Source organism: Oscillibacter sp. 1-3 (assembly GCF_000403435.2).
Lineage (GTDB): Bacteria > Bacillota > Clostridia > Oscillospirales > Oscillospiraceae > Oscillibacter.
This window is the reverse complement of record NZ_KE159711.1, coordinates 219,534-238,806: the sequence shown is the minus strand read 5'-3', so window position 1 is coordinate 238,806 and position 19,273 is coordinate 219,534. Positions and strand designations below refer to the sequence as shown.

The 19,273-nt window shown below is 48.1% G+C and carries 23 protein-coding genes and 1 pseudogene; 23 read left to right on the top strand and 1 reads right to left on the bottom strand.

All coding sequences use genetic code 11. From position 1 onward, the window contains the following. The first annotated feature begins 10 nt into the window (after positions 1 to 10). The 5 genes from C816_RS19390 (at position 11) to C816_RS19375 (ending at position 3,832) form a co-directional block, all read left to right on the top strand. Positions 11 to 781, top strand: a complete 771-nt coding sequence (locus C816_RS19390; protein ID WP_016324110.1) for an LptM family lipoprotein — start codon at positions 11 to 13, stop codon at positions 779 to 781. A 510-nt stretch (positions 782 to 1,291) separates the two neighbouring features. After that, entirely contained in the window at positions 1,292 to 1,636 is a 345-nt protein-coding gene (locus C816_RS19385; RefSeq protein WP_242832284.1) for a hypothetical protein, read from the top strand. A gap of 33 nt (positions 1,637 to 1,669) precedes the next feature. Continuing rightward, positions 1,670 to 1,984, top strand: a complete 315-nt coding sequence (locus tag C816_RS24020) for a hypothetical protein (protein ID WP_155979112.1) — start codon at positions 1,670 to 1,672, stop codon at positions 1,982 to 1,984. A 242-nt stretch (positions 1,985 to 2,226) separates the two neighbouring features. Next, a complete protein-coding gene (locus C816_RS19380; RefSeq protein ID WP_016324109.1) occupies positions 2,227 to 2,811 on the top strand; it encodes a TetR/AcrR family transcriptional regulator in 585 nt (194 codons plus the stop codon). Positions 2,812 to 3,331: 520 nt separating this feature from the next. Then, positions 3,332 to 3,832, top strand: a complete 501-nt coding sequence (locus C816_RS19375) for a sigma-70 family RNA polymerase sigma factor (RefSeq protein ID WP_016324108.1) — start codon at positions 3,332 to 3,334, stop codon at positions 3,830 to 3,832. Here C816_RS19375 and C816_RS25205 read toward each other — a convergent pair. Then, positions 3,829 to 4,123, bottom strand: a pseudogene (locus tag C816_RS25205) (transposase); the annotation flags it as partial. The gene C816_RS19375 and the pseudogene C816_RS25205 sit on opposite strands and share 4 nt — an antisense overlap. 20 nt (positions 4,124 to 4,143) lie before the next feature. On the opposite strand from C816_RS25205, the gene C816_RS19365 reads away from it, so the two are divergent. From C816_RS19365 to C816_RS24000, 18 genes are all read left to right on the top strand, one after another. Further along, positions 4,144 to 4,593 (top strand): GNAT family N-acetyltransferase, encoded by a 450-nt coding sequence (locus C816_RS19365; protein ID WP_040656232.1) that lies wholly within the window; start codon positions 4,144 to 4,146, stop codon positions 4,591 to 4,593. 95 nt (positions 4,594 to 4,688) lie between these two features. Further along, entirely contained in the window at positions 4,689 to 5,204 is a 516-nt protein-coding gene (locus tag C816_RS24015) for a hypothetical protein (RefSeq protein ID WP_155979110.1), read from the top strand. Positions 5,205 to 5,411: 207 nt separating this feature from the next. Then, a complete protein-coding gene (locus C816_RS19360) occupies positions 5,412 to 5,747 on the top strand; it encodes a winged helix-turn-helix domain-containing protein (RefSeq protein ID WP_016324107.1) in 336 nt (111 codons plus the stop codon). Between the two features lie 40 nt (positions 5,748 to 5,787). Next, a complete protein-coding gene (locus C816_RS19355; protein ID WP_016324106.1) occupies positions 5,788 to 6,234 on the top strand; it encodes an SRPBCC family protein in 447 nt (148 codons plus the stop codon). Beyond that, a complete protein-coding gene (locus tag C816_RS24010) occupies positions 6,197 to 6,526 on the top strand; it encodes a hypothetical protein (RefSeq protein WP_155979109.1) in 330 nt (109 codons plus the stop codon). The genes C816_RS19355 and C816_RS24010 overlap by 38 nt, the downstream gene beginning before the upstream one ends. Positions 6,527 to 6,559: 33 nt before the next feature. After that, on the top strand, positions 6,560 to 6,841 hold the full coding sequence (locus C816_RS19350) for a hypothetical protein (RefSeq protein WP_016324105.1): 282 nt from the start codon (positions 6,560 to 6,562) through the stop codon (positions 6,839 to 6,841). Continuing rightward, a complete protein-coding gene (locus tag C816_RS24005) occupies positions 6,838 to 6,999 on the top strand; it encodes a hypothetical protein (RefSeq protein WP_155979108.1) in 162 nt (53 codons plus the stop codon). The genes C816_RS19350 and C816_RS24005 overlap by 4 nt, the downstream gene beginning before the upstream one ends. Positions 7,000 to 7,036: 37 nt before the next feature. Further along, positions 7,037 to 8,098 (top strand): M50 family metallopeptidase, encoded by a 1,062-nt coding sequence (locus C816_RS19345; RefSeq protein WP_016324104.1) that lies wholly within the window; start codon positions 7,037 to 7,039, stop codon positions 8,096 to 8,098. 141 nt (positions 8,099 to 8,239) lie between these two features. Continuing rightward, the gene (locus C816_RS19340; RefSeq protein WP_016324103.1) at positions 8,240 to 9,499 is read left to right on the top strand and encodes a DUF6070 family protein; all 1,260 of its coding nucleotides are present in this window, start codon (positions 8,240 to 8,242) and stop codon (positions 9,497 to 9,499) included. A gap of 36 nt (positions 9,500 to 9,535) precedes the next feature. Beyond that, positions 9,536 to 10,798, top strand: a complete 1,263-nt coding sequence (locus tag C816_RS19335) for a hypothetical protein (protein ID WP_016324102.1) — start codon at positions 9,536 to 9,538, stop codon at positions 10,796 to 10,798. Between the two features lie 93 nt (positions 10,799 to 10,891). Continuing rightward, entirely contained in the window at positions 10,892 to 12,451 is a 1,560-nt protein-coding gene (locus C816_RS25750) for a GNAT family N-acetyltransferase (RefSeq protein WP_016324101.1), read from the top strand. 59 nt (positions 12,452 to 12,510) lie between these two features. Continuing rightward, complete coding sequence (locus tag C816_RS23140; protein WP_081646431.1) at positions 12,511 to 12,972, top strand: GyrI-like domain-containing protein; 462 nt, start codon at positions 12,511 to 12,513, stop codon at positions 12,970 to 12,972. Positions 12,973 to 13,113: 141 nt separating this feature from the next. After that, positions 13,114 to 13,809: a response regulator transcription factor gene (locus C816_RS19320; RefSeq protein ID WP_040656343.1), complete on the top strand. Its 696-nt coding sequence runs from the start codon at positions 13,114 to 13,116 to the stop codon at positions 13,807 to 13,809. A 44-nt stretch (positions 13,810 to 13,853) separates the two neighbouring features. Continuing rightward, positions 13,854 to 14,741 (top strand): sensor histidine kinase, encoded by an 888-nt coding sequence (locus tag C816_RS19315; protein ID WP_242832282.1) that lies wholly within the window; start codon positions 13,854 to 13,856, stop codon positions 14,739 to 14,741. 79 nt (positions 14,742 to 14,820) lie between these two features. Further along, positions 14,821 to 15,504: an ABC transporter ATP-binding protein gene (locus tag C816_RS19310; protein ID WP_016324098.1), complete on the top strand. Its 684-nt coding sequence runs from the start codon at positions 14,821 to 14,823 to the stop codon at positions 15,502 to 15,504. Further along, complete coding sequence (locus tag C816_RS19305) at positions 15,501 to 17,879, top strand: ABC transporter permease (protein WP_016324097.1); 2,379 nt, start codon at positions 15,501 to 15,503, stop codon at positions 17,877 to 17,879. The genes C816_RS19310 and C816_RS19305 overlap by 4 nt, the downstream gene beginning before the upstream one ends. 134 nt (positions 17,880 to 18,013) lie before the next feature. Continuing rightward, a complete protein-coding gene (locus C816_RS19300; protein ID WP_016324096.1) occupies positions 18,014 to 19,027 on the top strand; it encodes a YdcF family protein in 1,014 nt (337 codons plus the stop codon). A gap of 67 nt (positions 19,028 to 19,094) precedes the next feature. Next, positions 19,095 to 19,259 (top strand): hypothetical protein, encoded by a 165-nt coding sequence (locus C816_RS24000; protein ID WP_155979106.1) that lies wholly within the window; start codon positions 19,095 to 19,097, stop codon positions 19,257 to 19,259. Positions 19,260 to 19,273: the final 14 nt, after the last annotated feature.

Sequence of the window (19,273 nt, the reverse complement as noted above, 5' to 3'; positions counted from 1 at the left end):
GTAATCTATCATGAAAAAAATCTTTGCTTTTTTCCTTGCAGCTGTGATGCTGCTCTCCCTGGCTGCCTGCGGCCAGGATGTTCCCGAGAATGATGAAGCGGGCAGAAACTCCAGCCAGCAGGTGGGGGCACCCAGCGCAAGCGGCAATCCCGAGAATGAAGGCAACCCGGATATCGCTCCCGAGGATGACCCGGGCGCGAAGTCCAGCCAGCAAACCGCTGAACAGGGTCAGATCAATCTTTCCGATGGGGACGGCAAAGCTGATACCCATAACGGTTTGGACACGGCAGATTGGAAAGTTGAAATTGATAAGGGCCCCTATATGGAAAACTATAAGGACATTCCCGAACTTCCTAACGCCGAGCCGAATTGGAATGATGCGCAGAGCAGCACCCCAAAGGGGGTGCCGGAGAATGCCATTGGCGCGCCGGACATTGCCCCGGAGGACGATCCCAATGCGGGCGCTAACCAGCAAGTCGCTCAGCATTTCATAGTTGATCTTTCCGAGGAGGATGGCAGCGAACTGCAGAGTGTGTCCGATACCGCGTCTTATGCAGGCGCTATGGCAGGGGACGGCTATATCCAGTTTGGGGATAAGCTCGCGGAGAAGAAGGCCCTGTCTCAAGAGACAATCGAGTGGCTTACGTGGTATAACAGCCTGAGCACAGACGAGCAGGCGGCAATAAGCACCGTTCCGGCTGACCTGATGGTGGCGAGCGGGATTGCCAAGTCTGGAGACAGCGAAGCACTCGGAACGGAGTTGGAGGAAAAGTTACCGTGAAATCTGCACCTGGCCAGACCAGCATCTGCTTGGTCTGGCCAGGTGTTGTTTTGCAGTGAAAAACCTCGACATACGGTGTCAGAATTTTGGGTATATGCTATAAGTGGGGGCAATTTAAGTGGTAGCTGAATCAAACGATAGGATGGAATTTTTAATTTGATTGTTGCCATTTCTTTGCTAAATTGTTGCTTCAATGTGCCATAAACAGGAAGGAGTTGGAATAGCTGCTTTTTACAAAATACCAATACGAAAAGTGATTCCACTCAAGATAAATATTTGGAGACGAGAATTATGTGAGTACTTTGTTGTCCGCAGAAGGGATGGGTTTTGTCGTGTTATAGACCATTAAGCCGTATATGTTTGAAAGGAGCTAATTATGACTAAGAGTAAGTTTAACCAAAGGAATGTCCTGGCACTTCTGGGTGTCTTTATTGTTGATTCGGATAAAACTTAACGGTGAAGTAAGTGAATATGAGAAGACGATTCCTATTTCTGGTTGCGGCTATAATTTTGACGACTGCATTGGCCGGCTGCCAAGTGAAGGTTTCCGAGCCTTCGGATGAAACGACACCAGAGACAATAATTCGGAACTTCGGTGCCGACGAAGCTAGCTGGCGTGCATGGGATGACCTGCATGAGAATGATTTAGAGTGGATGGATGCTGCGGCATTGAATATTGATTTGACCTGTCCACTCTCGTGCGGAACAGTATTTTTCTGTGAGAGTGGTGCGGCTGTTACTCCAGATGAGGCTGCAAAGATTTTGATATCCTCCATGCTGGACTCCATGGGTGAAGATTCCAATGAGCGCCAATTTACCATTTTAGACTATGCGGTGCCAGATCAGATTCTGTAGACCAGAGCGGATGTCATTACCAGTGCGTTAGGCTTGCTTGAAAGTGGAGAAGCACCATCGGAAAGAGCTGACTTAGAAGAGTGGTGCAGATTTTATTTTGGACAATTTCCGGGGATTGATGACAATATGTGGTTTCTGTATCCGGATTTTTCGATCAGATGGTCTGGCCAATGTGGCATAAGCGAGTATGATGAATTTATTGGCGGTGAGGAGATGGACGAAAATGGGCTTGTCCCCATAAGCTATACACTGGCGAGATCGCTGGAAGCAAATATCTTTTTGCTGGCTCAAACAGATAGTGGATACTATCTTCAAAGTGCGGAGGCATTTTATGCCAGTCATACATAAATTCGATTTGCCAATAATTGAATGGGAAAAATTTTCGAGTGAAGGGGTGGTTGGAGAGCACCGATATAAATAAGACCCCTAAATTTAAGCGGAGCTGATGATAGTTAGGAGCCGCCAGAACCTCAGAGGTTCCAGGCGGCTCTTGCTATAAGCGCATTGATTTATTCTCATTACCTATTCCGAACTTGACACCGCTAAGTTTTGACGGTATAATCTTATCATCGTCAAGATTGGAGGTTACTATGGAAAATAGACCTTATCACCACGGGAACCTACGGAATGCTTTAATTGGAGCCGGATTAGAGTTAATCAATACAGAGGGGGAGGAGAATTTATCCTTACGCAAAGTCGCTCTAAAATGTGGTGTCAGTAATGCCGCTCCCTATGCTCATTTTAATAGCAAGGATGAATTTATCGCCGCAATCCAACAACACATTATGGATTTATTTACGTCGACATTGGAACAAACAGTAGAGATGTATGCGGATACCCCTAATATTCTCTTGATGCTTGGGACTGCCTATGTAAAATTCTTTTATAAAAATCCCCTTTATTTTGATTTTTTATTTTCCAGAAAAAACATCCAGATCAACTTATCTTTGGATTGTGCGGGAGAAAAAGAAATTCCACCGCTAAAAATATTGAAGCAAATTGCGACACAAACCTTTCGCAAAATTGATATGCCAGAATCTGTCATGCAAAATAAAATAATTGCGATGTGGGCCTTAGTTCATGGTTTATCTGCTATCGCAACCATGCCGAATGTAGAATATGACAAGGATTGGGAAACGAGAATTGAAGAAATAATTCAATCCTTAGACGTATGATTAGCTATGAGAATGGATTTACCGCAAGTCTCCCGTCTTTACTTAGTTGGTGCGATTAGAGTAGTACCTGCTATGATCGCATTTCCTATCGTTGCTTAACTGCTGAAAAATGGTGCTAAGATCGTACAAATAGCGGTAATCATATCCGACGTGCCACGGATGGAGTTATCATAATCTTGTTGCAGCCCTTTCCAGTATCCCTGATTTCTCTGGCAAAATAAACTTTGACATACGGCGTCAGAGTTTTGGGTGTATAATGTAGGTGTAGAGGGATTAATATTTTGACTAACGAAAATCTAACATTCCATGTGCTATCATACTCTCACTGATTTTGTATGCGGATACCTGTAATGCGTTTTGTTTGCTATGAGATAGACCGCAATACCATTAAGCAGCAGAAAATGTCATAGGGCCTATATAATATAGTCTGAATCCATCAGAATGTGATCCTCTTTCGGGATGGTGTTCATGAATTGTGCTGTCGCTTACTGAGAAGCAGCGAGTAAAGGTAGAGGAGAATATGGGCCTTGTGGGTAAGGTGATAAAGGACTGTGTCCACACGTTGGGCAGGGGTTGTATCTATACCTATGACGATCTATTGCAGATCGGGTATATTGGACTGTGCAAAGCGGTCCAGACCTATCAACCTGAATACAAGAACGCCTTTTCAACTTATGCTTACCGCCTGATTCAGAACGAGATCTACACACAGTTGGAGTATGCTGCGCGTTGCGGACGGGAACAGGCCACGGATCCGGCAGAACTGCCCTGCGGTGGACTGCGTGATAGTCTGGAGGAGCAGGAGGCTTGCCGGGAACTGATGAATTTGCTTGATCGGGCTGAAGCAACAGCCACCGGAAGCACCGCAAAGGGGATCCGGGCCATTCGTATGCGCATTGATGGATACTCAAGCAAAGAAATTGGTGAGTTACTTGGGGTTCCAGCCAACCATGTGACTGCATGGGTTTCCAAGGCGAGGAATCACATCCGCATGTATAGATTAGACCTCTTGCGAAATTAAGCTAAGCGGTCAAAGTTGCAGATACCAGCAATTAAGGAAAAGCGGAGAGCAAAGCGCTTTCTCCGGTTACGGTAACGCTCCGAGAGGATACGAAACCTTTTGACAAAATGGATACAGGAATCCTTGGATAGCTGGAAATCGTGCTTCCTTCCGCTGGAGAATGCCAGCGCAATGATCTCCCCGGTCCGAAGGCTGACGAACAGCTGAGTCTTTAGTGTATGCCTCTTTTTCTTCCCGGAATAGTACCGCTTTTGCTTTTTTAGGACGCTCAACCGGCGATTCTATTAAATCGGAGTTAGGAGGATAACTTTGTGAACATAATCGAATATTTCAGTACAGATAACCAAGAATATTGGCTTTCAAAGATTAAAGAAAGTGATTGGGGGGCAGGTCGGTTTTTATATGAACTGTTAAGAAACCAAAAGTTAAAGGAATATGTCGGTGAAAATACAAAGGTGCTTATGTTGACAGAGGGAGGAGATTTGATTTCTTTTTGCACATTTGCTGATAAGGACGATATTCAGCCAACCGAATTAACACCATGGATTGGGTGGGTATATACCTTTCCGCATTATAGAGGACACCGTTATGTTGGAAAGCTGTTAAGTTACGCTGAAACATTGACAAAAGCAGATGGAATTAATAGCATTTATATTTCAACAAATCATAATGGACTATATGAGAAATATGGGTATGAGTTTTTTGGAATGATGAAAGATGTGCATGGAGAAGATTCAAGAGTATACGTAAGATATCTGTAATTTCCAGTTAATCGGTCTAATGAAACTCCAAAACAAAGCGGCGGGGCAGAGGTGTTGACTATCTCGCCTTTGAAAAATGTCAAAACGCCCAAACGGTGGATCTTTTTCCGCCACTTTGCGTTAAATTTTCTTGCCGGGCGACAGCCCGCCTGCGAAAATTTGCCTTGATTGGCGAAAAAATTTTCGCCGTTGGACATCCGCCAATTTTCAAACAAGGCATAGAAAAGCAAAAGAAGTCGAGTAGGTCGGTGCAGTCTATAGTGGAATGGTCTGTATCGGATTTTACTACTTTGCCGTTGACGCTGACTGAGAACACAAACTTTAAGAAAAGGTATGGGACGGGGGTTCAAATGAATAATTATAATAAATTGCAAAAATATCTTGAAAACAGCGGGAATGCGACAGTCATATTATCCTTTGACACGCTAAAAGAAATATTGGGCATTGATGTTAATTACACGGCTGCTCTTTGTATAAAAAAGGACTTTCATTGCAGCTATGTGGTTGACGATGTTTCGGAAAAAGAGAAATGGATTCGTTTTTGCAGAACTGAAACGCAAAATGATGAAGATACAACAATCACAACATTAGCGTCAATGTTATGGTGGTAGAGAAATCTAAAGCGGTAAAGCCTGACGCAGTCTTCTGTACGAAAGCCACGCCCCGGCAAGACAGCCGCAGCGCGGGGGGGAATCCCCGCCTGCGGCTGCTTTCAGTAATTGGTAGCAAGAGTACTCCAGTTGTCTCCAGGTGATAGATACGGCAATAGAAAACCTATATGTTTTACTATACTCAAATGAACTGAGAGGAGGGTACTTATGCTGGGTCCTGCTAATATTGAACGAATTCCCACTCTGCAGCATGGAGATCTTTTGATTGATCCTCAGTGCTGCACGGCCACGCTGGCAGGCAAGGTGCTTCAGCTATTCCCCAAGGAATTTGAAACGCTTTACCTGTTGGCCCAATATCCCAACTGGGTCCTGTCTCCTCGGCAGATATATGAGCATGTTTGGAAAGAGGACCCTGTTGACTGCGATCATATCGTTCGCAATACCATCTGCCAGCTGCGCCGTAAGCTGGCACGCCCGGAACTGATCCAAACGGTTGTAGGGTATGGGTATAAATTTGTTGTGGAATCAGGGGTAGACCAATGACATTGACAATAAGCGCTATAAAAACAGGAGGATATTGTTTATGACACAATCAGTTGTACAAGCGGAGCTGGCCAGCCCAGTAAGACGGGTTTGGGAGGTATTGACCGACTTGAACCATCAGGATTGGCGCAGCGATATAGAACGAGTGGAGGTTACAGGAGAAACGACCTTTGTGGAATATACCAAAGGCGGGGTTGCAACTTTTTTCACTGTAACCCGGCACGAGCCACCGGGCTATTGGGCCTTCGATATGGAAAATAAAAACATGGCGGGGCATTGGGCTGGAAAACTTGAGTCAACGGCCTGCGGCTGTATGGTGACATTTACTGAGGAAGTAGAGGTACGAAAGCTGTGGATGCGACCCTTCGTGAAGTTATATCTGAAAAGGCAGGAGAAACAGCATTTGACGGATTTGAAAAAAGCACTGGGGGCTTTAATGTGGAGCCAGTGTGAAGGAAGTGAGAGCGGTGATAGAAATGTCTGGTAAAACTGTTTTTCGGGATGGAAGAAGCCATTACAAAAAAACAGGGATTATTTTGGGTATCGCGCTTACCGTTACATTTCTGGCAGGGAACACATTAGGTGCGTCTTCCTCGCCAGATTCGCATATTGATAATCTAACGGAGGAATATGGGAGCTGGCATGTGGGTTACTTTGATGCGAATTATGTATTTGAGCAGACACTGCTGAAGGATGACAGAGTAACTGACGTAGCTTCTTTTGATAATGTCGGCTATGTCACGCTTTCAGGTATCCAGGATACCAATAAGCCATATTGATTTATTGCAGGTTTTGATGAAGAGACATATGAAATGGTGCCGGTCCAGCTGATTACAGGCAGGCTGCCCAAGGATGGCAGCGAGGTGCTGATGCCGTCTCATTTGTTATCGGCTATCAACCTGGACTGTGCTGTGGGCGATACACTTGATCTCGCTGTTGGATTGCGTCAGGATGGTGATGACATTCTCAGCCAGCATGTTCCATACCGCCCCGGAGATGAATTGTTGTCTGTAGGAGAGGATAAGACTTATACTGTGGTTGGCATCTATGAAAACCCATCTTTGAAGCTGCGGATGCACCAGGATATACCTTGATTACAGCATCAGACCGCACCGTTTTGGCAGAGAGCATAAGCGTATTTGCCTCACTGAAAGAAGTGGAAGAAGTTTATCATTATGCTGAAGGCACTGCGCCTGGAGCAGATTATGCAGTCAACAGCAAATTGCTTCAAGAATTGAAGGATAGAAGATAATGATAAGGACCCCTCTTGGGAAGGAGCATTGTTAACTATGATCATCGTCTTTGCCTTGGTAGCAGTCTTTATTTTCGGTTTTCTGGTAACAATCCATGAGTTTGGACATTTTCTGGCGGCACGGCTTTGTGGTGTGCGCGTCAATGAGTTCTCTGTCGGCATGGGGCCCTGCCTTTGGCACAGGGAGACGGATGAAACTCAGTATTCCATCCGCCTTCTGCCCATTGGTGGTTTCTGCGCCCTGGAGGGGCAGGACGAGGACTCTGGAGACAGGCGCAGCTTTACCCGCCAGAGTTTCTGGAAAAAATTCGTCATCCTGTCCGCTGGATCCTTTATGAATCTTCTTGCCGGAATGATTATCATCGCTATGCTTTTCGCTGGAGCAAGCGGCTTTTATGTTGATCAAATCTCCGGGTTCAGCGAGGATTTTCCGCTGGAGGGGGAGAGCGGCCTGATGGTGGGAGATGTTTTCTATAAGGTCGATGGCTGGCGGACCTACCTCCGGGGAGATGCGGCCATGCTCTTGAGCTTTAATGACGGACAGGGGGTAGACATAGAGGTGATACGAAACGGCAAAAAAATTGTTCTGGAAGACCTGCCTCTCTACCGCGGGACCTATGACGGACAGCCCGGTCGTTTCGGTCTGCTGATCGGAGAAATGCAGATCCCCACCAGCTTTTTGACAAAGCTGCGGTTTATTGGCTATCAGACTCTGGATTTCATCCAACAGATGTGGTTCAGTCTGGTTCAGTTGGCTCGCGGAACTATGGGCGTGCAGGAACTCAGCGGCCCGGTGGGGATTGTGTCCATCATTACGGAGGTGGGAACCGCCTCGGAGTCTGCGGCCAGCGCGGCCAGGGATATCGCTTATTTTGCCGCACTGATCGCCATCAATCTGGCGGTCATGAATATGCTCCCCATACCAGCTCTGGATGGGGGGAGGATTTTCTTTTTGTTAGTGGACGCCGCGGCGTTACTGCTATTCAGGCGTAAGGTGCCGGAGAAGTGGCAAGCGGCGGTAAATGCGGCGTGCTTTATGCTGCTGATGGGCATGATGGCGCTGGTTACTCTACATGATGTTACAAAGCTGGTTATGTGAGAGTTTTGGCAACAGGAAGAAGTATTCCTGCGTTAAAATCGATTTAAATGTGGCAGCATCAGAAAAGTCATCTTCACCATAGCAGCCATGACCTATATGTCTCACCTTTCTAATATTGATAAGCCAGAGGAGCAGTGCTGAATGAAAGTAAAAAAACTTACCTATGTTTTGGGAATGATGGTTATTATTCTTGCCTTTGTATCATGCGGGCAGAAATCAAGTTCAACGCCAAATTCTCAAGCCGATGGATCTTTTGACCAATCTTCTTCCGTGCTACTGGGGGCAGTAATGATAGAACCATCGGAGCAGGAACGTATTGTAATGGAATGCACTGCTATAGCAGAGAGCTATGCACATCTATATAAGAGTGCTTTGAAAGAACATGCCACATCGCTTTATGCAACTTCAACTATGACCTTATCGGAGGACGATTTTGATGCGATTGTAAACTTCCTGTCTGAAAGCAATGTCCCCATATTAACAGCGGAGGTAGAGGATAATGAATGCGAAACGCTGATAAATATAGAGGGATTTTTGGATTTTTGGAGAAAGATCGAACATGGAGATTCTGCGGCTTTTGTAGTGTATTCGCTTGGAAGAGATGGAAGCCTGTTTTATCATAAATACTCTTATGAGGATGATCGGAAATATTGTACAGAGGCATCCGTAACCTGGAGTGATGATGCAGCCAGTGTAGGCAATCTGCGAAAAGAGGAGTTGGCATTTTGGGACTATACAGAGAAGGGTAATTTCCTTTTTGAACGTGTGTATGCTCCACCGTGGATGGGGAACGGGCGCGGGTTGATTCATATGGGGCCTGATAATAATGAACTGGTTAAAATTGCAAAGGACTATATCATAAGCGTTGGTTATTATGGAAACAACATTTTTTCAGCAAATTGGTCAGAGGATGATTGGGAGAGCCTAAACTTCAACGACCTGTTTGAGTTCCTATATCGCTCAAAATACAATGCTATCTTTGAAGATCGCCTTTGTGAATTTGATTCAGAGCAGTCATGTCACTATATAGAGGCAGTTGTGTTTGAATCGGTGATTGGCGCCTACTTTAGCGTACCGGAGGATATTTTACACTCCAGAGCACTTTATAGCGAGCTGAATAGCGGCTACCCATGGCAGACGATAACATGCTCTAATTGCGTTTATAATGGAACCTTGGTGCCTGATGTACGAAACTATGAGATAAATGACGATGGAACGATAACCATAGATGTTGACGTTTTGTGCCCAACACATAGGACAGACCACTTTTTTAGTCATCGCCTTACGGTTCGTCCTCTTTCCAATGGAGGCTTTCAATATGTTTCCAATGAGATTACTGCTCCAGCTGCGGGAGACCTCCCACTCTACTATCCGAGGATTGAATTGCAGCCTGGGGCATAAGCGGCCTTTTGAGTCCAAGGCACAGGAGATATTGCAATGGTAAAGATTATCAGATTAGTTTGGGGCGTGCTCCCGGTTGCAATCGTTTCCCTGTGCTGGATTTTTATTTCTGTGATTGAAAGAATCACAGGCGATACTTTGAGGAACTTTTATAGGAATCTGCTGATTTTTTTGTGGATAACCAGCTTTGGGATTGTCCTCCTTTGGGGGAAATTGAAATTTAACGCATTTCGGCAGAAAGTTGATGCAGAAAAGGCAAACCGAATTGTGTTCAGTGCAATCTCCATTTTAATCAATGTTCTGTCTGCTTTTGTTATGGGCTGCTTGATACTTGGAGGAGCATTTTTTGCTGTGCTCTCATATAGGGCAGAGCGCATCACAGTACGAAATGATATTAAGCTGGTTGCCTGTGTTGATTACTTTTCAGGCGTAACAGTAGACTACTATCAATACAAGAATCCTCTTTTTTACGGCAAACGGTTGGGCTTTGAGCGTTATGTAGCGGATATAGGTGATCCGTTGGCCGAGTCTCGTGGGTACCCTCCATTAGAATGGAGTTTCTGGGATCTGGACGGAAACATCCTTGACAGCGGCTCAAATGAGATAATATGGGGGGAGGAAATAGACGAAGAAGAAATGCAAAAGCAAATCATCCTGCGGGAGAAGGCAGAAATCAGAGAGCTTGACGCTGCAGTTATGGACTATCAGGAAGACGAACTTGTTTTTTCTTTTTCCATAGATGATTTTATAGACAGCTTTAATGGTTACTACTGGGAAGATTATGAGAGCCGGTACCTGCTTCCTTCTTCTATGTGGATATCATTTGTTTATGAGTCATCCATCCACTCGAAGTATGCTTCTAACTATTATTACTTTACGCCGGACGAGACGATGTGGTCGCTCCCTACAGTATCAGTCTTTACTCCAAGTGACGAAAGCTATGTGCAAGAAATTATGCTGAGTTTTGATGACCACAGTTATACTGAGTCCATGTATCACCTATATGAACGGACCTGTTTCTATACCATTAAAGTGTTATTTCCCAGTTTCGACGATGCCGAAATTGTTGAACTATATACGAAACTGAATGAATTGGCATACCAAAATGTCTTTCCTAATGAGCAAGGGTACAGCAGCGACTCAATTCCCGCTGCATTGTTTTATAAAGACGGGATTGGGTTGTATCCCTATTTTGCCATTGGCGAGAGCGTGCATCTTTGTGTTATCCCAGTGACTGACCAGACCATTACCGCCTTTGAAGCAAAGGGAACTACAATTTATGAAATTCCATATGGATAAGTGTAAACTCAGATAAAGGAATCAAAAAAACTGTGGCAGAGCAATAAAAGATTGAAAACGTGTGATGAATTATTTGCCGTATGAGGGATTTTTATGGGAAAAGAAAAAAGTATCACATCAAGGCCTTTTAGTGTATTGGCGGATTGCGGTAAGGTGTATCAGTTTTTAATAGACATATACGAAAAAGACTGGAGAAATGGAGTGCCAGCCCCGTTTTTTGAGTACGCTTATTCGTCGTTCTCCTACTGGATGGATATATCGTATTCCTATAAAAATCGGATATGGGAGAGCGATGGGCGTATTGTAGCCTTCTGCTTCTATGAGAATCCTCTATCAGATATTTACTTTTGCCTGCGGTCGGGATATGGGGAACTGGCACAAGAGATGATACAATATGCCGCTAAGAATATGCCAGACGAAGGAGGAGGCATACGTTTAGTCCTTTTTGGTGGCCAGGATGAACTAATGGAAGGCGCAAAGCGGTTGGGATATAGGCAGGAATCAGAAAGCTGGAATATGCAGTTTGATTTTGTAAACAAGTTGGATTATCCATTACCAGAAGGCTTTCACTTTGTAAGACCGCAGGAATTAGATACATCAAAAGTTGGAGAATGCTGCTGGAAAGGATTTGACCACGAGAAGGAGCAAGGGGAATGGAATCACCAATATCAGCAAAATTTCTATTTGCGGGAGGTGGCTCCCCACGCTACGAAGAATCTGTCCGTAGCAGTTGCGAATGAAGAAGGGGTGTATGTTTGCTGGGCAGGGATGTGGTGGACGCCAGAAAATAAACTAGCGTATTTGGAACCTCTCTGTACAATTCCGGAGTATCGGCACAAAGGGCTTGCGGCGGCAGCACTGTCTGAATTGTATCGAAAAACGAAAGCATCAGGCGCCACACATATGTCAGGAGGGGAGAGCGAGTTTTATAGAAAAATAGGATATATCCCAGCGGTTAAGTGGACCTTTTGGAAAAAGGAAACGGAGTATGAAGTATATAACAATCCATGGAATGAAATTACCCTGACTGATTATGAAAGTCATATGTCCCTTGCTTCGATTATGCAATTACAGGCTTTGAACAAATTGATTAAAGGACAGCTTAAAGCTTGGCCTGTATCCAGCACCATGATTTTAGGGATTGCTGGTGGGAACGGCCTTGAGCATATTAGGGACAGTGGAATCAAAAAAGTATATGGAGTAGATATCAACGCCGCCTATTTGTCGGAGACATCCATAAGATATCAGGACTTTGGCAAGATACTGGAACTGCTGTGCATCGATTTACATAAGTGCTCAGGCAAACTGCCCAAGGCAGAGCTGCTAATTGCGAATTTGCTGGTTGAATATATCGGTTGCAAGTGTTTTCAGCAGGTGGTCCAGCAAGTGGAGCCGATATATGTTTCCTGTGTCATCCAAGTTAACACTGGAGTCAGCTGGGTTTCTGATTCTCCGTACCTGCATGTTTTTGATGGACTGAAGCGGGTTTATCATCAGATAGATGCAGATATGCTCCGCGAAAGCATGTCTGGTATTGGGTATCGCTATATTGGTGCCTTGGAATATCCTCTGCCGAATGGGAAAAAACTTGTTCGACTGGATTTCAAAAAAGGGAGTATGGATATGCTGCTGCCTGACAGTACGGCCGGATAAATCAACTTGGAGCAAAAAACTCGGAAAAACAGATATAGAGAAGCGAAGGGGAGATTGCAATGAACATTGAACGATTTGAAAAGGCAGCCTTTGTGGTCATTGGGAAAAAGGGATCAACCTTAGATGGGGCTGGATTCATTCAGAGATTATGGGATGATGCAAACTCTCATTTTGGAGAAGTTCAGCATTTGGCTAAAAGGGATGAAAAGGGAAATCTTATTGGAATCTGGGGAGCAATGTCTGATTTTTCCGGGTCCTTTCTTCCATGGGAAGACTTCCGCAATGGGCTTTATCTTGCAGGAGCTGAGTGTAGGGATGATGCCGAGGCCCCGGAAGGGTGGACCAAGTGGGTTGTCCCTGGATATGAATATCTCTGTGTAGAGCGTGAGGCAGATGATACGTTTTCCCAGGCAATCAAATATCTGGGGGAACATCATATCCCGTTGGTTGGTGCGGTTCATGATTTTACCGACCCAAAGACCGGAAAAAGTTATATGTATTTTCCGGTAAGGCGGTTATAACGGTTTACCGCCATATTGGGCCATTCCATAGGCGCGGCCTAACCAGTTTTCTGCTATCATCTCACCGGGCTTGCATTCCTAAGTCTCCGGAATTATACTATGGCTGATATCTTCATCAAGCACAGGAAAAGGGGTGTCAGCATGAGTAGAATATTGCTGCTGGAGGATGATCTGAGCCTTATCAACGGACTTTCCTTTGCTTTTCAAAAAGCGGGGTATGCTTTGGATGTCGCCCGAACCATCCAAGAGGCTGATAGAATTTGGCGGGATGGAGAATATGATTTGCTCGTTCTGGATGTAACTTTGCCTGACGGTTCCGGTTTTGAGGTATGCAAAAAAGTGCGTAAGGTTTCCTCAGTCCCCATCATCTTTTTAACTGCATCGGATGCGGAAACCAGTATTATCATGGGACTGGACATCGGCGGGGACGACTATATTACAAAGCCTTTCAAGCTGGCGGTACTGATGTCCCGAATCAATGCCATCCTCCGAAGAAGCCAGCATTTCCAGCAAGCTCCCGGAGAACTCTGTTCCAACGGGATCACGCTCCAGCTGCTGGAGGGACGGGCCTATCGAGACGGCGTGCCGTTGGAACTGACCGCAGCAGAATATAAGCTCCTTCGGCTTTTTATGGAGCATCCTGACATGATTCTCTCAGCAGAACAGATTATGGGAAAACTATGGGACTGCAGGGGGAACTTTGTGGATGGAAACACGTTGGCGGTCTATATTCGCCGCCTGCGGGCAAAGATTGAGGACGATCCCGCCAAACCAACACGGATTGCCACTGTCCGCCGCATGGGATATAAGTGGAACGCGGGAGGCGGGTTGGAATGAATCTATTTCCGGTGGTGCTGTTTCTTTCCTGTGCCCTATGCGGTATGGCAGCTGCGTTAGGGATGGCCGTCTGCCGTCTGCGGCATCAGGAGCAGAGCATGGAGAACGCTGCCCATCAGATCGCGGAGTATATCCTGGACCGGCGGAAGGGCGGCATTGAGTGCAGCGAGGAAGGCGCCATGTACCGCCTGTTCCACGAGGTAAACTCCTTGGTGACCATGGCGGACGCCCATGCGGACAGTGAGCGGCGGGCCAAGGAATTTCTGCGCCGCACGATTGCGGACATCTCCCACCAGCTCAAGACCCCCATTGCCGCACTGAATATTTACAATGGGATTCTCCAGCAGGAAACGGCGGACGCCGCCACAGTCCGGGAGTTTACCAGTCTCTCGGAGCAGGAGCTTGACCGGATTGAATCGCTGGTGCAGAGCCTTTTGAAAATGGCACGGCTGGATGCGGGCGCCATCACACTGGAGCGGTCGCCAGAGAATGTTTTCGATCTGTTGGAGCATATCAAGCGGCAGTATTCCTTCCGTGCGGAACAGGAGGGAAAGGAAATTGTACTGGAGGGGGATGAGCAGACGGTCTTCTCCTGTGACCGGACCTGGCTGGCAGAGGCGATCGGGAATCTGGTCAAAAACGCCTTGGACCATACGGCCCAAGGGGACCGTATTTTGGTCCGGTGGCAGCAGTCTCCCTGTTTGACCCAGATCACGGTGGAAGATACAGGCAGCGGCATCCACTCGGAGGATTTGTATCATATCTTCAAGCGCTTTTACCGCAGCCGCTTTTCCAAGGATACGCAGGGAGTCGGTCTGGGCCTGCCCCTGGCGAAGTCGATTGTTGAAGCACATCAGGGTAGTATTGAGGTTCACAGCAAACTGGGACAGGGAACGGCCTTTACGATCAATTTTCCGATTATGACAAAATAGTCATCTGCAATTCATCTGACAGTAAGGTTCGTGTGCTACTGTATTCGTACAGTCCAACGACGAAAGGAGCATGAAACTTATGGACTTGTTACGAGTAGAACACATCTGCAAAACGTATGGCAGCGGCGAAACAGCGGTACACGCCTTGAAGGACGTCAGCTTCTCCGTTCCCAAAGGGGAATTTGTAGCCATCGTTGGGGAATCCGGCTCCGGTAAAAGTACACTGCTGAATATGATTGGAGCACTGGACACCCCCACCTCTGGGAGGGTCTATATCAACGAAAAGGACACCTTCGCCATGAAGGAAAAGGCGCTGACCATCTTCCGTCGCCGGAATATCGGCTTTATTTTCCAGGCGTTTAACCTGATCCCGGAGCTGTCTGTGGAGCAGAATATGATTTTTCCCCTGCTGCTGGACCGTCAGCGGCCCAACAAGCGGTACCTGGACGAGCTGCTGAACGTCTTGGGTCTGGAACAGCGGCGGGGGCATCTGCCCAGCCAGCTCTCCGGCGGACAGCAGCAGCGGGTGGCCATCGGGCGGGCGCTGATGACCAGGCCCTCTCTGGTCTTAGCCGACGAGCCCACCGGTAATCTGGACTCCCAGAACAGCAGCGAGGTCCTGGCTCTGCTGAAGGAAACCGCCCGGAAGTATGAGCAGACCGTCATCATGATTACCCATAACCCCGCCATCGCCCACACGGCGGACCGGGTCTTTCAGGTATCGGACGGTGTGCTGACAGACCTCGGGGGGTGCCGGGCATGAGAAGCTATCTCAGTTTAATCCCCATCTCCGCCAAGGTACGGCGGCGGCAGAACCGTATGACCCTGCTGTGCATTATTTTCGCCGTATTTCTGGTGACGGGCATTTTCAGCATGGCGGATATTTTCATTCAGTCTGAGACCGCCAATGTCAAAGAAGCGGGCGGAAACTGGCACATCAACCTGGAAAATATATCGGAGGAAGATGCGGCGTCCATTGCCCGGCGGCCCGATGTGTCCGCCTCATCCTGGTTTGATATGGTGAATTTCGACCAAGATCGCAGCTATACCATTGGCGGTATCCAAACGGCGCTGGGCGGCGTGGAGGACCCGTTTCGGACCGAAATTATGACCTATTTTCCGGAGGGCGCCAGCTTGGATGAGGGCGAAGTCATTCTCACGCCCAACGCCAAGACGATGCTGGGCGTTGATGTGGGAGACCGTGTGTCCCTGGATACTCCCGCCGGAAGCTATGACCTCCTGATTACCGGCTTTCGCAGCGGGAACAGCCGCTATGCTACAGACAGCGGTGTTGGCGAAAGCACCGCGCTGCCGGTGAAGGGGGAACAGGTGGGCGCATTTCTTCAGATTGAGACCTTCCGGGAAATCCTCGCCGCCAATGAAGATGCGGGAAACCCCGCCTACTATATACAGTTCAGCGAAAGGGCCAACGCGAGACGCACCCTATCCGAAATCAAAGAGCAGTTCCCGGAGGCCAAGGTCAATGAACACATGATTCTTCTGGCGGCTGTGGGGGCCAGTGAAAACCGTATGGCAAAAAATGTATACCCGCTGGTGATTGTGTTTTGCCTGTTGGTCCTGCTGGCGGGAGTGCTGATGATCTCCGGCAGTCTGAACAGCGCGATTGCCCAACGGACGCAGTTTTTCGGTATGATGCGTTGTATTGGCATGAGCAAAAAGCAGGTGATCCATTTTGTGGAACTGGAGGCGCTGAACTGGTGCAAAACCGCGATCCCGGCCGGAATCATTCTGGGGACAGCGGCGACCTGGCTTGTGCTCGCGTTCATGCACCGCTTTGTAGGCGGTGAATTTGCGAGAATGGCAGTTTTCGGCATAAGCCCGATTGGAATGGTCAGTGGGGCTGTGGTGGGAATTCTGACGGTGCTCCTCGCGGCCCGGGCCCCGGCAAAAAAGGCCGCAAAGGTCTCCCCTGTGGCGGCGGTGTCCGGCAATGCGGATGCAGGAATGCAGAGACCGCAGCGGGCCAACACCCGTCTGCTGAAGATTGAAACCGCATTGGGCGTCTCCCATGCGGCGTCATCGAAAAAAAGCCTGCTCCTGATGGCGGGGTCCTTCGCCCTGAGCATTATTCTGTTTCTCAGTTTCTCCGTTCTGGTGGATTTGCTGGGTATTATGCTGCCCACAAAGTCTTACGGTTCGGATATTGACATTAACCTCTTGGAAAACGGGGAACTGATTGCTCCTGACTTGATGCAGCAGATGCGGGAAATGCCCGGCGTCAAAAATGTCTTCGGGCGGCGGCTTGCTGCCGCTATCCCGGCGGAGTTCAGCGTGGAAGTGGACCGGGACACTGTGGACATTCTCTCCTATGATGATATCCAGCTGGACTGGGTGCCGGGAGACGGGGACCTCCGCAGCGGCGGTGACCTGAAGAAGGTCTACGGAGATCAGGGCTATGTCCTGTGTATCTGGGACAAGGACGTTCCGCTGGATGTGGGAGATACGGTGACGCTGGGCGGCAGTACAGTGGAGATCGCCGGAATGATGACCTACAATCCTTTTTCCAACAGCGGGCGAACGGATGGCGATGTAATCCTGATTTGCTCCAACGAAACCTTCATCCGGCTTACCGGCGAGGAACGATACAGCATTGCCAGTATCCAGATGGTACCGAACGCAACGGATGAAGACGCGGAGGCTATTCATGATCTGGTGCGGGGACGGTATGAGTTTCTGGACCGTCGGGAGGAGGCGGACCGGAGCACATTTTTTGCGTTCAGCCTGTTCATCTATGGCTTCCTGGCAATCATTGCCCTGATTACGGTGCTGAACATCATCAACAGCATTTCCATGAGCGTATCCGCCAGAACCAGGCAGTACGGGGCTATGCGGGCTGTTGGAATGGACGGCGGGCAGCTTACCAGGATGATTGCCGCCGAGGCGGCTACCTACGCCCTGGCTGGATGTGCCATAGGCTGCGGAGTGGGGCTGCCGCTGAGCAGGCTGCTGTATGGCAAGCTGGTGACCGTCCACTTCCCCTATTATACCTGGACGCTGCCCGTATCATCTATTCTGATTATTTTGCTGTTTGTACTTTTGGCCACTCTGGCCGCAGTTCACGCCCCGTCCAAGCGGATGCGGAATATGGCGGTGACGGAGACCATCAACGAGCTATAACCACCGACTTTGAAAAATACCGGCTGTGCGGCGGTGTAACCAAGCCGCCGTACAGCACGGTTTTGCTGTCCCTGTGGGTTGCGCAAAAAGCCTCATAGGGCCAGAGATGTGACAAAAGGAGTGAGAACGCCGCTATGCTGCAAATCGCATTTTTTCTGCTGAGCATTTCAATCTGCGTTTTTGCCTGGATTATGATACATGACCCAAGGACATTGTGGAGCGGCATTTCGCTGCTGGGAATGCTGCTCTGTTCGGCAGTTATGATGTTTTTTCTCCTGTCGGAGTACGCAAACTGGTTGGCGGAACACGAACTTTGGATGAATATTCTGGTGGCCCTGCTGGTACTGACGGCAGGCTGTGTTCTCATGTTTCCGGTTATTTTAATAGTCACACTTTTTGTTGAGGGAATCAAGGTAATCCGGCATGAGGGCCTGAGGCCGTCCAATTTGTTGACTATGCTGTTTTCTGTTTTGCTGTACCTCTATCTGGCCGTCTGGCCTATGGCCGGCGGTCTGGAGAAGGGACGGCTTGGCACCAAGCTCTATCTGTTCATCAGTCTCTTCGCCGCTTATATGCTGTCCCTGATGGCCATTTATTTGCTCTCCGCGGCATTGAATCTGCTCCATTGGAAAAAACGTCGGGGAGCGGACTATATTGTTGTCCTGGGTTCCGGAGTGGTCGGCACCAGGGTCACGCCGCTGCTTGCCGCCCGAATTGAAAGAGGAATTGAATTGCTGCACAGCAATCCTGGCGCGGTACTGATTATGTCCGGCGGACAGGGCCCGGGCGAGGACATTGCCGAGGGTGAGGCTATGGCGAGGTATGCGGAAGAAAAGGGAGTGGGTATAGAGAAGGTCATCATCGAAAGCAGATCAAGATCAACCGAGGAAAATTTGCTGTTTTCGAGCAGGCTAATGGAAAAAGACCGGCCCAAGGTCGTAGTCGTAACAACATCGTATCATGTGTTCCGGGCGCTGCTCCTGGCAAAACAGCAGGGACTGAAATGCGTGGGGTTTGGGGCAAAGACAAAATGGTACTTCACATTGAACGCTTTGATACGTGAATTTGCAGGATATCTGCGTTTGACGTGGAAACGGCATATTTTTGCGGCTGCAGTGATTATCGTGATAGCCGCAATAGCGACATGAAATCGGGGGTGAAAGAAAGAGCCTTACTCATTGCGTCAATGCTGCAGGCTATGGATGTGCCATACTGGTGGAAGCCGCGGCGACGGACGAACTGCGGCTGGTTTTCCCGCCGCTGATTCCTATGGCGGAGGCGGTTGTGTTGTCCCTTGCGGCCTGCCTGCTGGCCACGGCTGTCCCCCTTCGGAAGATTGCAAAGCTCAGTATTGTGGACTCCATTGAGGCAGTAGAGTAGAAGTGGATCGCATA